Consider the following 15,861-nt stretch of genomic DNA (forward strand, 5'->3'; position numbering starts at 1 on the left):
GGGGTCCGCCGGACCTCTTGCAGCATGTGGCCAGTGTGTGGCCGCAGGCGCCGCAGAGGCATGGACGACCTGTTCGCACGGGAAGATGGGACACGTGACAGACATGGCAGGACCTGACTCCGTCCCGGCGATCCCGGGGTGCACGGACGTGGTCCTGGTCCGCGCCGGGATCCCGAGCGTGTACCGATGCCTACGGCAAGGAACTGCGGTCAGTGCGCTGGTCTACTCGGTCCGCGTCGATGCGAGTACCGCCTCGACGTTCAGCAAGCAGGCCAAGGCGTTGCAGGGCGTGGACCATCCGCACGTGGCGCCGGTTCTCGAGTCCGGTGTCGTCGACGGCTTCCCGTACCTGATCAGCGTCGCCGACACCGGGACGCTCGCGGAGCAGGTGCGGAGCCAGCTGCGCTCGCCCGCTGAGCTCGCTGTCCTCGGCCGGCAGCTCGCTGAGGGCCTGGCCACGCTGCACGGCGCCGGGCTGATCCACGGGGGTCTAACGCCCGGCGCGGTGGTTCTGCAGCCGGATGGGCGTCCGCTGCTGTCCTCACTCACACTTGGACTCGGCCAGCACACCGGTCACGCCGCCCTGAACTCACCGAGCCAGTTGTACGTCGCCCCGGAGACGTTGCGGGACGGGACGCTCACTGCGTCGTCCGACCTGTACGCGCTGGGTGCCGTGCTGCACGCAGCGATCAGCGGGAAGCCGCCGCTGGCCGCGCGGATGGGTGAAACGGCCGGGGAGCACATCCTGCGCGTTCTGAACGAGCCGCCGGAGCGTCTCGACGTACTGCCGGACGCGTTCGCGGAGGTGATCGCACGCCTGCTGGAGAAGGACCCGGCAAAGCGCCTGGTGTCCGCGGAGGTCGTCGCCGCGGCCCTGGCGGCGTTGGCGACGCCTACGACCCCGCCGATGCCTCCAGTACGACCGGTCACCGCCACACCGGCTCCCCCGGCACCAAAAGCGCCCGCTCCGCGACCGGCAACACCGTTGCCCCGCCCTGCTGTCATGTCCCGAGCTCTCCTCCGCTCGTCGCCGGCGGCGCCGCCTCCCGCGGCAGCAACTCCTGCCGCACCGTCTCCTGCCGCACCGCGTCCTGCTGCGCCAACTCAGGCGGTCGCCCCACCTCCGCAAGCGCCGAGCACAACGCCACAGCCGGTCGCCCCGACCCCACAACCGGCCGCAGCACCGGCAGCGGTCGGCAGCAAGCGACGTAGCTGGCTGCTGGTGGCGGCAAGTGTTGTCGTCGCAGCCGCCGTCATCACGACCCTCGCCGTGGTCAACCGCAAAGGCCAGACCGACACCCCTCCGCTCAGCGCCCCGACACCGACAGCCTCCACACCGGCGCTCGTGGTCAAGCTCAACCCGCCGGCCGACCACAGCACGTACGTCGAGCTCAGCTGGAGCGGACCGCCCGACGTCAACTACGTGGTCGTCGTCGCTCAGGCCGGCAAGCGCGCCGACACCAAGCTCGTCTACAAGCACACCAAGTACCGCGTGGCGGTCGTGCCCGGCATCCAGTACTGCTTCGCGGTGCAGGCCACCGACGGCATCAACCAGATCGAGACCGACCCGCGCCCGATCCGCGACGCCCAGTGCGAGCGCTGATCAGCCGATCAGGCTGCGCACGCTGAACGTCGTACGGACCCGCTCCGACAACCGTCCCGCGGCCAGTCCGCGCTGGGCCTTCCGTACGGCGGACCAGGCGAACTCGCGGTCCGGGTCGGAGTCCTGCCCCGACCACAACGCCCGGTCCAGGCACCCCGCCAGCAAAGTCATCGCCTGCGACACCGGACCGTCCGAGTCGCGCGCCAGATCGCGTGCCGTGGCGGCCGGTGTCACGCGCATGCCGTGGTCCCGCAGCAGATCACGGGCCTCCGCCCATGCTCCGAGCGTCCCGTGCCGCCGGCGCCGTCTCCGACGTACCGCCTTCGCCGCGGGAACACCGACGATCCACAACACCAGCACCGCTCCGGCCGCGACCGCAACCACGATCAGCACACCCCAGCCCGGCCAGTGGTACGTCGTCTTCGCCTCCGGCACCGGCAGTGTCGGCTCGGACTGGTGTTCGCGTTCGATCTCCTTCGTCGACGGCAACTGCTTCCGCACCGTCTCCGCGGCGCCGGCCAGTCCACCGCCCGCCTTCGACACTGCCGTCCCAGTGGGCTCGAGCGCGACCCAGCCGACACCGGTCACCGCGACCTCCGGCCAGGCCAGGACGTCACGGTTCCGGATCACGTACGTCCCGTCCGGACTCGGTGTGTCCGGCTGCTTGAAGCCCACCACCAGCCTTGCCGGTAGACCGAGCAGCCGGGCCATCACGACGTACGCCGCGGCGAACTGCTCCGACGTACCGCGCTTGCTCCGCAGCAGGAAGTGGTTGAGCTGCGGATACCCGTGACCGGTAGGCAGGTTCTCGCCGGTGGCCAGCTTGTAGTTCGTCCGCAGGTACTTCTCGAGCACCAGCGCCAGTTGGAACGACGGGCGTACGTCGCCGGCGATGCTGCGTGCCAGCTCGTCGATACCGGCCGGCATCTCACCGAGATCGGCGCTGCTGCCCGCGTCCGCGTCGATGCCCGACGACGCGAGCTGCTCCGCGTCGACCGTGGGCTCGACCCAGTTGACCCGGTACTGCGACGGCCGCTTCTCCTCGGCCAGCAGCGCACCGGACGCCGGATCGACCAGCAGCGGCTGGTCGTCCACGACGGACAGCGTGCGCGTCTGGCTCGGCAGCCACGGCAGCGACCAGTCCGCGAGCGCGACGTCCGCGGACTGGCGCCGTACCGGCACTTTCACCCGCGAGTCGAGCGGCAGCTCGCGGCCCAGACGCTGGAACCTCGGCGCGGCCGTCCAGGTGACACCGTCAAAGTTGTCCAGGGCAATGACCGGCCAGCGGTCCACGGGGCCGTCAGCGCGCGCGGTGAACACCACCGCGTCCGGCTCGCGCAGCCGCGCGGCGACCTCGGTCAGTGGGTTGCTGAGAACAGTCGGCGAGTCAGGCGGGCTCGGCTTCGCGAGGTGAACCGACGTCGACGCTGGCAAGGCAAGTCCGAGTGTGGTGGCACCGACCGCCATAGCAGCGAGCGCAGCGACCAGCCGAGCCCAAGCAGCACGCTCACTCGGCCACTGCAGCAGAACCAAGGCGAAACAACCAGCAAGCGCCAGTCCAACCAGTACTGCGTCCAGTCCGGTCACTGTTACGTACGCCTGCGACAGACCGGCCACCACAACGGCAGGTAGCAGCGCCAGCAGCCGAGAGCGTTGCAGAAGACGCGCGCCGACCAGACAGGCCAGCAGAACAAGTATCGGGACGAACGCGACCAGGTCCGGCGACGGGCTGGCCGGCCACGTCGACTCGAGCGTACGACGCCAGCCGGACGTCACGGCCTCCCAAAGCGACACCGGCCGGCCGGCGGCACCAGGTATGACGACCAGCAGCGCCACGACACCACCGACCAGCGTCAGCGGGACTCGCGCGCGGGCAAGTTGCGGTCGACGCAGAATCGCTTCCTCAACCAGAAGGGCAACAACAGCGACCGCCAACATCGGCCACAGCACAGCCGACGTACCGAACAGCGGCGCGAACAGCAGCCCCGCAACCACACCGGCAGCAAGCACTCCGAGGACCGGGAGACGTCGACTCATGCTGGGACTGCGTTCCACGCGTCGACCGCGGTCTGTGCTGCACCGGCGTGGATGACGTGGACACCTGCGCCGGTGTGCAACGACGGCTCGTCGTGTGTCAGGTCGATGCACACGGCAGGGCGGTAGCTCGAGCTCAGGCTCGGCACCGCGGCCAGCCCGGCAGTGTCGCCGGTCAGCACGACCAGCGCGCCACCGTCATGGGCAACAGGCAGGGACTCGAGCAGGTTGGTAGTGGACGCCGACTGCTCCACTCTGGCGAGTTCGTCGAGCAGGTCGCTCACGGACTGTACGTCATGGTCCGTGCCGCACGCTGTGGTGAGTCGAAGGCGCTGACCTGACTGTGCGGCGACCACCAAGATCGACGCCGCAACCGAAACAGCTGTGTCGAACTGGTCCGCGGTGAGCGCGGCCGTCCTCGTGTCCAGGAGAAGCTGCAGCCGCGGCTGATCCGGGTCGACGTACTCACGCACCATCAACCGGCCTGCGCGCGCGGACGCCTTCCAGTGCACGTGGCGGACCTCGTCACCGGGGACGTACTCACGCAAGCGGCGCAGGTCGATCGAGCCACGCAGCGGTCCGGCCGACACAGGCCCTTCGAAGTGATGCCGTTGCCGGATACCGGCCGCCGTCCGAGCGGCGTACCGCTTCGGGTGAACGAGGAGCGTTGCCACGCTGCCGATCGACACCTGGCAGGAGACGAGCCCCAACGGGTCGGACCGGCGCAGCAGCAACGGCCCGACAGGCAATGGCCCTCGACGGGCGGTCGGGAGCTCGTAGTGGTACGTCGCGACGCCGTTCGGCGCCAGGGCTGCGACCGCTACCTCGGGCTGGTGCGCGCCGGCGTTGTCCGCAGCGACGAAGGCCGGCTGCCGGCGTGTGGACTCGTTACGCACCACCAGCCGGGCCAACGCCGGCTGACCGCACTCGACGCGGTCCGGGTACAGCACACGCTCCACAGCGACCTTCGGCCGACGCACGACGGTCAGCACGCTGACGAGTACCGCGGCCAGACCAGCACCGGCCAGCACTCGCAGCATCGGGTAGCCGAGCAGCTGACCCGCCACCAGTAAGGCAACGGAGCCGGCCAGCACTCCCCAGGCTCGTAGCGTGAGCCTGGTTCTCATGGCACGACGCCAAGAGCCCGCTTGAGGTCACGCCGTACCGGGTTGCCAGGCGCCGGGGTGTCTTCGAGTACGTCGTCCACGACGCTTTCCGCCGTACGACGAGCCAGCGCGGCCTCCGCGGTCAGGACCAGGCGATGCGCGAGCACCGGATGCGCGATGCCCTTCACGTCGTCCGGTGTCACGAACGACCGCCCGTCCGTCGCCGCGATCGCCCGGGCCGCGCGGATCAGGGCGATGCTGCCACGCGGGCTTGCGCCGTACCGGACCGCGCTGTGCAGCCGGGTCGCGGCGGCGAGACGCACGGCGTACGCCATCACCGCCTCGTCGACGTACACCGACCGGACCGCGGCGATGACGGCGCTCAGCGTCTCCGGGTCGATCACCGGCTCGAGGTCGTCCGGTGTCGGTCCGGCGCCGTCCAGGGCCACGATCTCCACCTCGGCGTCCAGGTCCGGGTAGCCCATCTCGATCCGGAGCAGGAAACGGTCCAGCTGCGCCTCCGGTAACCGGTACGTGCCCTCCATCTCGATCGGGTTCTGCGTGGCCAGCACCATGAACGGGTCCGGTACGCGGTGCGTGTCCGCGTCGACGGTGACCTGCCGCTCGGCCATCACCTCGAGCAGCGCGGACTGCGTCTTCGGCGTACCACGGTTGACCTCGTCGGCGAGGACGACGTTCGCGAACACACCACCGGGGTGGAACACGAACCGGCCCTGCCCCTGGTCGTACACGACCACACCGGTGATGTCGCCGGGCAGCAGGTCAGGTGTGAACTGGATCCGGCTCCAGCGGCCGCCGATGCTGCGCGCCAGACTGCGGGCCAAGCTGGTCTTGCCCAGCCCCGGCAGGTCCTCGATCAGCAGATGCCCGCCGGCGAACAGCGTCGCGACCGCCAGCCGGACGACCTGCGGCTTGCCGCGGATCACCCGCTGGACGTTCGTGGCGATCAGCTCGTACGCCTGCTGCGGCTCCATGCCACGCTCCGAGTCCCGCATCACCACTGCGCATCCTTCCGTGCGTGCTTCCGTCGACGTGACGTACGTCGTACCCGTGCTGCCGGCGTACTCGCCGGAGGCAACGCCGGGGCTCCGGCGGTCGGAGCCGCCGTCGTGGAACCCGCTGCACCCGTAGCAGTCGCACTGCTGCTGTTGTTGCGCTCTCGCGTGATCGCCTTGACCGTGAACGTCAACTGCAGAGCAGTGAGCCCGGTGTAGCGGGTGCTGGTCGTTGTCACAGTCCTGTCCGCCTGGCCGGTGGCCGAGACGACGTAGTGCACCAACTGGCCACCGTTGAGGTTCGGTGCGGTCCAAGTGAGCGACACCGAGCCCCTGCCCGGAGTGGCGGTGACCTTCGGCGCTGCAGCCGGGGCGTACGGGTAGACCGTGCGTGTGGCCGCGGAGCGCGGTGAGGTGCCCGCACTGTTCTTGGCGGTCACTCGATAGCTCACGCCCTTGCCCAGCGCCGGCTTCAGCGTCGTCGACGTCATGTACGTCGGCACTTGCGTCGTCGACCCGTCCGAGCCGAGCACTGTGTACCCGGACAGCGTGTAGTCGGAAGTACTGGGCGAGGTCCAGGAGACAGTGACGGAGCCATCGGCCTTGGTTGCCGCACTGACCTTCGTCGGAGCGTCCGGCGGCGCGGCGGTCCCGCCGATCGACGTCACCTTGGTGTCAACAGCCGGGCCTGTCCCGACACGGTTGGTCGCGGCCACGGTGAAGATGTAGCCGCCGCCGTTCAGCAACTGGCTGAAGCTGTGGCTGCGAGCGCTGCCGCCAACAGTGACCGAGCCTGACGCCGGCAGGCCGACCACGAACGTGCCGGGCGCGACCCGGAAGCTCACCCTGTATCCGGTGATCGCAGCGCCGTTCGCACGGGCAGCCGTCCAGTTGACCGTCGCCTTGCCCTGGCCTGACTTGGCGGAGACCGATCCCGGCGCTCCCGGCGCGGCCGGCGGCGGCACGGTCGGCTTCGTCGGCTTGGCGGTCGGCTTCGCCGTCGGCTTGACCGTCGGCGGTGTGGTCGGCTCGGTGGTCTCGGTCGGCGTCGGCTTGCGCTCCGTCGTCCTGGGCTCGACCGTCTCCGTCCGGCGGGGCTTGTCCGGTCCGACGGTGACGTGGATCGGCGGCAGGATCGGTCGCCGGGTCGGCGGCGGCGTGGACGGCGGCGGCGTGGACGGCGGCGTCGAGGTCGGCGTACTGCTGGGCGTCGGGGTGCTCGGGCTCGGCGTCGGCTTCTCGGTCGCGGACGGCGACACCGGTTTGTTGCCGCCGTCGACGTCGACCTCCTTCACCGTCCCATCGCCGTCGACGACGGTCACGACCTCACCGGTCTCGTCGTCGATGTAGATGCGGCCGTCCTGCCCGGGAGTCACTCGCGGCCCGTGCTTGTGATCGCCCTTCTTCTTGGCGAGCTCATGCGTGTGCAGCGGCTTGCCGTCGGGTCCGAACGTCCGGACGACGCGCTTCTCGGCGTCGAGAACCGCCACAGCGGCACCGGTCGCGGCGACAGCGTCGTACCGGCCTGGCGGCAGACTGATGCTCTCAGCAGCCTTGGTGCCGGCAGCGTCGACCAGCAGCAACCGCTGCCCGGCCAGGATCGGGATGCGGCCCTTGACGTCGGACTGGGCTACTACAGCGTTGGCCGGAAGTGAGCCGCTGACATCCATCCGCACGGCGCGCCCTGCCGTGTCACCGGTCAGCGGCGTCAGCGTCCGCTTCGACAAGTTGGCGAACGCAGGCTTACCGGCCACGCTCAGCAGCGCACCGGCATCGCCGGTCTGCGCCGGCAGCTCACAGGCCAGCGCGGTGGACGACGGCGCCAGCCGGCAGAAGTGGTCGGCGTTCCGCAGCCAGAGCGCGCCGTCGGCGGTGGCGATCGCGCTGGACACCACACTGCCCACGGTGACCGTCTGCTGCTGGTCGCCGAGCCGGACGATCTGCCCGTGCTGCCGGTACACCAGGTACGGCCCGCTCTGCGCCTCGATACCGATCGGTTCCTCCGGGATCCCGATCCGGACCGTGCTCTTCACCGTCAGGTCGGACTTGCCGAACACGATCACCCCGTCCGCACGGACGACGTACCCGTTGGTGGCACCCTGGACGACCTGGCTGCCCGCCTCGGCCTGCACGCCACGGACCTCGGCGTCAACGCTCTTGCCGCCGCCGTCGACCCGGAAGACCGCGCCGACGGTCGCGTTGTAGACCCAGTGACCGGCCTGCTGGAAGGCGACCGCCGGGGCGCCGCGACCGAGCGCGGACAGGCCGACGAACGTCCCGAGGATCAACGCCGCGACCGTCCACCAGGCGACCGGCCGACGGATGGCACGGGCAATACGAGTCATGCGGCTACGGTGCCTTTCATCGGTCCAGTTGCGGTACAGCGGCGATACATCCGGCCATGAGTCGTCCGGAAGCGGTCGTCACGAGGCCACCGGGGACCGCGCCGGGTTCTCGGGTTCGCCCAGCTCGGCGAGGGCCGCGCGAGCCTCGACGGCGGTCGGCGACTCCGGCAGCAGCCGCAGCGCGCGACGCAGGCACTCCGCGGCCTGCTGCCGCGCACCGGTGCTCGCCTCGGCCAGCGCCAGGTTGACCAGCACAGTGCCTTCGGCGTCCCGGTCGTCGTGCACAGAGGCGACGCCGAGAGCCGCAGTGAACTCAGCGCGTGCGTCGTGGACCCGACCGGCACGTGTCAGGGCTATGCCCAGGATGTTGCGGGTGATGAGCTCGCCGTACCAGTCCTTTCCTGACCGGGTCGCGGCTGCAACCTGAGCGACGAGCGGAGCCCACCCCGGCACGTTTCCACCGGTCTCGATGAACTGGTGCACCGCACTGGTCAGCAGCCACGCGTTCGAGACATCGTCGGCCGCCAGCAGTTGGCTGATCGCAGTGGTGAACTCGGCGTGCCGGCTGGTGAACCAGTGGCGTGCCGCGGCCGCGTGCTGTCCGTTCAGTGCACCGGCGGCCTCGAGCACGGTCCGCACGTACGCATCAGGTCCGGGCGGCTCCGGCTTGGGCTCTTCCGGTACGTCGGTCAGCAGTTGCTGCTGCAGCGCGCGCAGCTCCGGCCCAGGCTCGGTGCCCAGCTCATCCACCAGCGCGGTCCGCGCCTTCTGGTACGCCGCGAGCGCGTCAGCCCGCCGTCCCGCGTCCCGGTAGGCAACGAGCAGCCGCACCCAGTTCGTCTCCCTCAGCGGATCCTCGGTCGTCAGGCCTCTGCACAGTGCGACCGCGTCCGCGAACCGCGACGTACCGATCAACGCATCGGCGAGCCGCTCCCGGACAGACCAGTGCAACTCGGTCAACCGCGCTACTTCAGGCTGATGCCCATCGGTGACCAGCCCTTCGTACGGCGTACCTCGCCAGAGCGACTGTGCCGACTCCAGGTGCTTCACGGCCGCGGCCGCATTGCCTGCTTCCAAGGCCTCGTCCCCCGCGGCCAGCAACGCCTGCAACCGATCGGAGTCCAGCTCACCGGCCTCCACGCGGATCCGGTACGCCTTGGACCTGCTCTCGATCCGCTGACCGTTCACACCGACCGGCGGGAGCGCTCTCCGCAGCTGCCAGATGTACGTGCCGATGTTGCGCTCGGCCGACACCGGCGGCGTCTTGCCGGCCCAGACGGTGTCGATGATCTCGCCCACAGCCACCCACGTGTTGGCCTTCACCAACAGCAGCGCCAGCAGCGCCCGGGGCTTGTCGGCACGGATATAGCTGACCGCATCGGTGCCATCGATCTCCACCGGCCCCAGCACCCGGAACAACACCGCCGCACCACCTCCACCTGCGCTGGACCCACACCGAACCCCTCCGACGCAACAACCCACAACCCGGTTCCGCACCCACCGCCCACATCCCGCTACAGAAGGTAACTACCCACCCCCACCCCGCGCCACCCCATGAAACCTGAACCGAAGGGTCAGCCGTACGCCCCCGCGGCGATGTCAGCGTCTAGCGTCGGCCCCGTCAGCCGCCAGCCGAGCAGGTCGCGCGTGACGGCACTCGACGCCGACATGTCCACGCTGATGAACCTGCCGACGAATTGCTCAGGAGCCACCGGGAGGTTCAGAACCCCCTCGATGGCAGTATCGATCTCATACGTCGACACCGCCTCCTCCGCGACCGCATGCAGCCATGAGCCCGCCGGCGCCGCCTCCAACCGAGCCGGACCAGCCAGCGTCGGACCGGGCTACGGCCGCCCACACGTTGCCTCCCGTGCCGACATACCCGGACACGCCGTGCCGACGTGCTGCGGACACGGCCGCGGCGACGAAGTTCCGGGCGCCTGGACCGTGCACCGTCAGGGTGAAGCGGGCGCCGACAGCCCGGACTCCCGTCTCTGCGTGGTTTTCGCTACCGCCACGGTGCGAATCCGGACCGACGGCCGGCAACGGACCGGTTTCCAGTGCAGGCCTGCCTTCGACCAGTCCGGACAGACAGACCAGAGCTCCCTACTCGACGAGGCGTCCGCGCTGGTCAGCGGAGACCGCGAGACCCAGGTCTCCGAACCCGCGTTCACGATCCGCATCAACGACGCCGTCGCCGCCACGCCGGCAACCGCCGCCCTCGAAGCCACCGCGACCGTCGCGCCCGGCGTCAACCTCCGTTTCGTTTCCAAAGGCACCGAGAGCGTAGCGGCCCTGCGCGACGACTCCATCGACCTCGACATCGGCGCCGGCCCACCCGCGGCTCTCGACATCCGTTTCGCACTCCTCGACCGCGAACACCTCGTCGGCATCGTCCGTGCCGGCAGCCCGGCGGGGCAGCGGACGATGGCGTCTACGGGCTGCAACCGCCAGGTCGTCGCCCAACTCGACGCAGGAGTGACCTACTTCGTCTCCGCCGGCACTTCCTCCGGCCAAGGGGAGGTCTGCCAGATCGGCCCCGCGGAAGCCTGGTCTTCGACGCCCAACTCGCCTCCACCGGTCACCGTGACCGGCACCGTGACCTGCGACCAGTCGGCAACCGCAGAGATCAACTTCTTCATAGCACAGCGGTTCGTGGCCCAGGGCAACGGCTTCACGTTCCCACTACGCGACCCGACCCCGACCACCTGGACAGTCCCGGCGTTCTCCTTCACCGGCGTACTCCTCGGCTCCGGTCCCGCACCCGTAGACCTCAGCGCCTTCGCCAGAAACGCCACCACCACATTGCCAAACCAAGACCACCGCCTACACCGCTAAGGCACGAACTCGATCACCGTTTCGGGGGTAGGGCGGCGACAGTGAGGTTCGCGCTCAACGTCTGCGAATAGCGTTTGCCGCCTTGTTCATAGATGAACTCGACCCCCTTGGACATCAGCGGACGTCTCGTCGTAGTGACCCGAACATGCAGGTAGACGATCTTCTCGTCCGGCAAGGTCTGCCCCGGCAGCAGCGTGTACCCACGCACCTCGGTCGACGGCTTCCTGGACGGATCGTCACCAGCCGACCCACCGCTGCTGTCCCACGACATCGGTACACCAGTGACAAACGCATCCTTGTCGAACACCCGAGCCGCGACGAACACGATGCCATCAGGCAACGTCCCAGGCCGAACATCCTCCAACGTCAACTTCTCCGACGAGCGGTTGGTAATTCCCGGCGCGAAGTACCAAACATCGTCGTTGACCTGAGCAGTCGGAATGCCAATCTCATACGAACCGTCCTCGACACCGAAAGCATCCCCCTCACGGATCCTGCCCGGATCGCCAGAACCCCGCACCACCAATCCAGCACCCACGCCGACCGCCACGAAGACCGCGGCCACAACGACAACGACTCTCCTCCGCACCCTCAAGCCCCTGTCTTGATGCCTGCAGAAACCTTCACGCAGTGTGGCAACATGCAGAAATGCCAGAGTTCCGCGTTCACGACGGCTGCCACTATGCCATCCAGTTCCACTACGCCTTGCCGGACGACGCCTGGTGCGTAGAGCTGAGCGAAGCTACCCCGGCGCCCGACCTATGGGCCGACGATCCCGACGCACCGACCCACATCCCTGGGCCGGCTTTCCTGGTCGCCGTGATACCTGACGAGGACCCCGGCCAGAAACCCACCATCCACATCCACAGCCATGACGAGCACATCATCCCCTACGAGATCATGCGCTGGTTCATGGAGAAGGCAGCCGAAGAGGTCGAACGCCGCCGCCTCACACTCGAGCAAAACCATGAGACAGGGGACTGAATCCGCGCTCCCAGCAGGCGGCCCACTCTGAGCCCTCCTCCGTCCGAATCCAACGGAAGCCCAACGCTCGGCCGAGCCAAAATTCGAGCGAACGAGAGCGGCGCCACCCGCTGACATAGGTTACGCACCGGCAACCGGTAGGACGGTCCGGCAACTGTCAGCACACGCCCAACCAGCGACTGGGCACCCATCCGCCCCGGAGCCGCCTCAGCCAATTTGCCTGAGTAATAGCTGACCTTCGCGTTCCCGGCGGCGCCGGCAGGCATCTGACCTGGGGATTTGTAGGCCCCATAGGACTCGAACCCTCAACCCGCGGACACTGGCAAAAATGCGCTCATCGTTTGTGATAAATGGCCAAACCTGCCCGTGACCTGTGATTTCACAGCACCAGGCTTCTCATCGGTCAGCATGCTCAATCAGCGTCTTCCGTTGATTTTGCTGAGTAAATACGGACACTCCAAGCCTGTCCGGACCCACCGGCCCGACATCGAGACTGCGACGGTGAACGGGATCGTCCACCTGTCACCCGACATCGTCGCGCACCTCTAGGTGCTTCCTCGCCACTTCGATCCATGGACCAGCTTGTACATCGATGACCTGCGCAGCAGTTGCAGGATCGCTAACCGTGGCCTTATGCCTGTACAGGAGGGTGAGTATCGCATCTGGGTTGTCATCGAGGACCGTAATCGGGAGCACCGTCCCAAGGCTGCCCGACATATCCCGACGGCAGGGCGCGCAATAGACGAGCAAACGCCCGGCCATCTGCGATTCGCCATAGCGGGCGGTGACGAGCCATTCTGCAGGGGCTCCGCAACGGGAACATTGCCGTTCTCGCGTAGCGCATGCTCGTTCCCTGGCAGCCAGATCGCCCTCCGACACCACGGAAGGGGCCGCCTGCCACCGGCGCGGAACGGCTCTCCAATGTGTCCAATCGCGGCTTGTTGGAAGTCCATCTTCATCACAGCGTTGTACGGCGTAGCGCAAACCGGGATCGCTGATAGAGAGAAAGTGCGTGTGGGCACCCGGCCGCGTCCAATCGGGCCAGCCGTCGACGTTCAAGCCTTTGGCAGGTGCTGGCCCCGCGAGGAAGAGATGGACGTCGAACTGCTCTCGAAGCTCCTCCGTGAAGATTGCACCCAAACGCGCAGTCTTCCGATTCATCTGTGCGTTGCTCCAGCCAGTGAAGCCTTTTGCCTCGATGAGGACGAGGTGGGCGCCTAGCGAGTCTTCCCAAGCGACAAGCAGGTCAACGTCCTCTTGTGATGCGGCGAGCTCGCCTTGGGAGGGCCACAGCTGCGGCTCACCCCGGTTGTCGTCTAAGGCCCTGTGGACGGCTGCGTATAGCCAGTCCAAGGTGTAATCCATCGCGACGAAGGCGTCCTCCGCCGGCTGGGAACCTATGGCCTGCGCCACAGCCGAGCGCAAGGCTGAACCGAGCCGAAACGGTCGATCAGCAGCCCACTGGAGGAGCAGCCCGCGCTCGTGGCTGTCGAAGCTGCGAAGACTCTCAACGAACCTGGATGCCCCCACGGCTACACCGCCCTCGTTCGACCTTAATGCGAGCACATCGTGGCATGCCCCGCCAGCACCTCGAAACAGATGGATCTATCATGTCGTGAAGAACGAACGATATGGCCACTCGCAGCGGGGTATGCCTTCGCTAGGCCGAGACAGCGCAGATGTCGGTGCCTGCCGACCGCCAGACCAACGCGTTGATTCTGGTCGACATGTGGCGATGCGAGGCTCTCGGGGGTTTCGCTTACCGATGCCGCCGGGTGGCATGGTCAGTCGGTTTCGTCCGCATCATCGTCGGCATCGTCGACTTCGACCTCCTCGACCTGTAGATCTGCGGCATATCGTTCGCGAAGCTCCGTAAGGCGGATACCGTCCACGGTCGCCCAGAAATGCCAGCCATTTGTGGCTCGTTTGCGGGCTGATCGCCCGGCGCCGGACGGTGTTTCGAAGACTCGCTCGCCGACCTGAAGACTTCCGTCCTGAAGCACCGTGGCTCGACCATCGGCAAATTTTCCCTGCCGAGCTCGCAGCTCCTGGCCTGCCTCGAGCAAGCCCTCCCGCAGCAGATCGGCCACGGTCACAGTGACGGAGCTCGCCGCTCGATCTGCGCCCAACGGCAGCGCGCCGACATGTCCGGCGGGAACCGGCCAGATGGCCAGGATGGCGTCGACCATCTCGCGGGTGCGGGCTGCGATTCGCGGCTCGTCCCACGGTTCGTCGAATGCCTTCACCGATTGATTCATCAGCATCACATCGTGCGCCCTCAGGTGGTTGAGCTTGCCTGTTGCGCCCAGCCACGGTCCGTTGGACACCTTGCTGTTGAGCTGACTTGTGAGCAGAGTCAGGTTCCCCATCAGGTGGACCGAGCCGGCGCGAGCAGTGCGGGCCGCCAGATCAGTGCCGACGCTCCAATGGCTTTCCCACTGTTGCGGGAGAAGATGCTCGATGTGATGGGTGTCCCGTGCAACACGTTGACCGGTAAGGCTGGGCTTGCCGGAGTCGTATCCGCGCATGTGATCCTCGATGGCCTCGAGAATCATCCGCAGGCGCCCGCGACGCATCCGCTTGTACACAGGCATGATCTCAAGAGCACGCCGCAGTTCTTCGTCACCAGGCCAATAGGTTCCGGGCGCATCGAGCTCGCGGAGGAAGCGGGTGACCACGTCGACGCAATCAGTCCGAGGGCGTGCGTTGAGCTCGTCGAGCATCAGGGCAACGGCGCTACCCAAGCTTTGCGTCGAGAGCCGGAGCAACGCCCGCCGTACGAGCCAACTCTCCAGGCAGGCGAGAACAGCGTCGATCTTGCTTTGGGGTATCGGATCTCGGGCTGAGTCGGTCAGCCACAGCAGCACCGACTTCGTGATCTCGGAATCCAGTGCACCTGTCCGGTAGACGAAGAGCTGAATCCGGTCGAGAGCACCCTCCTTGAGCGCTGCGGCTTGGCTCCATCCCTGGTAGCGAACCGCAGACTCATGGATCATTGGCAACAGCTCGTTCATCGCCGGAAGCTCACCGTGCTCACTCAACGCCTTGAACGTGCCGAACAACTCACGCGTACCGATCTCCCGGCTCGTCTGCGCGACCAGCCATTGGTTTAAGAACAGGGAGCTCCGCGCGATCGCATTGCGCCCCGTGCCTACCTCCCGCTCCCAGAACGCCGTCTCGAAAAGGTGCCAGTAGCGCTGGTACGCCTCCTCGGCCGCTGAATCCTCAAGAGACAGACGCTGGAACACAAAATTCTTGATGAGGTCGGCGGCCGTGAGGGGGGTACCCCGCGCGTTGAGGGTCTCGAAGATCTCCTGGGAGTCCTCAGTAGCCTCCAGTTGGATCACCACCAACTGAAGTGCAGTTAGCAGCACGTGGGCGAGAACTTCGCCGCGGTTCGGCTCGGATCCGCCCTCCAGCCACGAGCTCATTTCCACAGCGAAGAATTGGTGGCAGCTCACCATACGGCTCGCCCGATGGGTGAGCTGGGCGTAGTCGACCGGCAGCTCAGCAGCCATGACCTCGTTGAACGCGGGGCGGTCACGGTTGGTCGGCCAGACTTTGAACCGGTCTTGTTGGGACTTGCAGAAGTGAGCAGGATTTACGACGAGGTCCTCAACCTGCTTGGCGGGGATCCCGTCACCGGCCAGCGTCAACACCTGGTGAGCGGCGTCGTACGCCAACTGGAGAGTCGTCAGACGTTGCTGGCCATCGATGATGGTCCACTGCGGCAGATTGCCGATCGTCACCGGCTGGGTCTGGATGACGACCGCGCCCAAGAAGTGAGGCGTCGGCGGGAGACCCGTAGCAACCATACGGTCGGCCTGCCTGCGGATATCGTCCCAGAGCATCTGCCATTGGCCTTCCTTCGACCACACATATGGCCGTTGGAACAGCGGAACGAGAAGTCGCTGCGGGGCGAAAAACACATCGTG

The 15,861-nt window shown here is 67.4% G+C and carries 12 protein-coding genes; 3 read left to right on the top strand and 9 right to left on the bottom strand.

Annotation, left to right across the window (positions count from 1 at the left end; translation table 11 throughout):
• Positions 1-103 precede the first annotated feature (103 nt).
• Positions 104-1,603, top strand: coding sequence for a protein kinase domain-containing protein (locus tag ACWEOO_RS06605; RefSeq protein WP_452142130.1), 1,500 nt, complete (start codon positions 104-106; stop codon positions 1,601-1,603).
• Here the strand turns inward: ACWEOO_RS06605 and ACWEOO_RS06610 are convergent, their stop codons facing one another.
• The 6 genes from ACWEOO_RS06610 to ACWEOO_RS06635 all read right to left on the bottom strand — a co-directional run bounded on the left by ACWEOO_RS06610 (position 1,604) and on the right by ACWEOO_RS06635 (position 9,867).
• On the bottom strand, positions 1,604-3,640 hold the full coding sequence (locus tag ACWEOO_RS06610; protein ID WP_452142131.1) for a transglutaminase family protein: 2,037 nt from the start codon (positions 3,638-3,640) through the stop codon (positions 1,604-1,606).
• Positions 3,637-4,764 (bottom strand): DUF58 domain-containing protein, encoded by a 1,128-nt coding sequence (locus ACWEOO_RS06615; protein WP_452142132.1) that lies wholly within the window; start codon positions 4,762-4,764, stop codon positions 3,637-3,639. Before ACWEOO_RS06615 ends, ACWEOO_RS06610 begins: the two co-directional genes overlap by 4 nt.
• Positions 4,761-5,759 carry an AAA family ATPase gene (locus ACWEOO_RS06620; RefSeq protein ID WP_452142133.1) on the bottom strand — a complete coding sequence of 333 codons (999 nt, stop codon included), beginning with the start codon at positions 5,757-5,759 and terminating at the stop codon, positions 4,761-4,763. Before ACWEOO_RS06620 ends, ACWEOO_RS06615 begins: the two co-directional genes overlap by 4 nt.
• A complete protein-coding gene (locus ACWEOO_RS06625; RefSeq protein WP_452142134.1) occupies positions 5,759-8,104 on the bottom strand; it encodes a fibronectin type III domain-containing protein in 2,346 nt (781 codons plus the stop codon). The genes ACWEOO_RS06620 and ACWEOO_RS06625 overlap by 1 nt, the downstream gene beginning before the upstream one ends.
• Positions 8,105-8,182: 78 nt before the next feature.
• Positions 8,183-9,526, bottom strand: coding sequence for a BTAD domain-containing putative transcriptional regulator (locus ACWEOO_RS06630; protein WP_452142135.1), 1,344 nt, complete (start codon positions 9,524-9,526; stop codon positions 8,183-8,185).
• 152 nt (positions 9,527-9,678) lie between these two features.
• On the bottom strand, positions 9,679-9,867 hold the full coding sequence (locus ACWEOO_RS06635) for a hypothetical protein (RefSeq protein WP_452142136.1): 189 nt from the start codon (positions 9,865-9,867) through the stop codon (positions 9,679-9,681).
• 235 nt (positions 9,868-10,102) lie between these two features.
• Here ACWEOO_RS06635 and ACWEOO_RS06640 point away from each other — a divergent pair, with 235 nt between their 5' ends.
• Complete coding sequence (locus ACWEOO_RS06640; protein WP_452142137.1) at positions 10,103-10,942, top strand: hypothetical protein; 840 nt, start codon at positions 10,103-10,105, stop codon at positions 10,940-10,942.
• Between the two features lie 13 nt (positions 10,943-10,955).
• On the opposite strand, the gene ACWEOO_RS06645 is transcribed toward ACWEOO_RS06640, so the two are convergent.
• Entirely contained in the window at positions 10,956-11,507 is a 552-nt protein-coding gene (locus ACWEOO_RS06645) for a hypothetical protein (protein ID WP_452142138.1), read from the bottom strand.
• Between the two features lie 83 nt (positions 11,508-11,590).
• Here ACWEOO_RS06645 and ACWEOO_RS06650 point away from each other — a divergent pair, with 83 nt between their 5' ends.
• A complete protein-coding gene (locus ACWEOO_RS06650; RefSeq protein ID WP_452142139.1) occupies positions 11,591-11,926 on the top strand; it encodes a hypothetical protein in 336 nt (111 codons plus the stop codon).
• 522 nt (positions 11,927-12,448) lie between these two features.
• Here the strand turns inward: ACWEOO_RS06650 and ACWEOO_RS06655 are convergent.
• On the bottom strand, positions 12,449-13,456 hold the full coding sequence (locus ACWEOO_RS06655; RefSeq protein ID WP_452142140.1) for a hypothetical protein: 1,008 nt from the start codon (positions 13,454-13,456) through the stop codon (positions 12,449-12,451).
• Between the two features lie 254 nt (positions 13,457-13,710).
• Positions 13,711-15,855 (bottom strand): GmrSD restriction endonuclease domain-containing protein, encoded by a 2,145-nt coding sequence (locus ACWEOO_RS06660; RefSeq protein WP_452142341.1) that lies wholly within the window; start codon positions 15,853-15,855, stop codon positions 13,711-13,713.
• Positions 15,856-15,861: the final 6 nt, after the last annotated feature.

This window comes from Kribbella sp. NPDC004138, assembly GCF_053603655.1.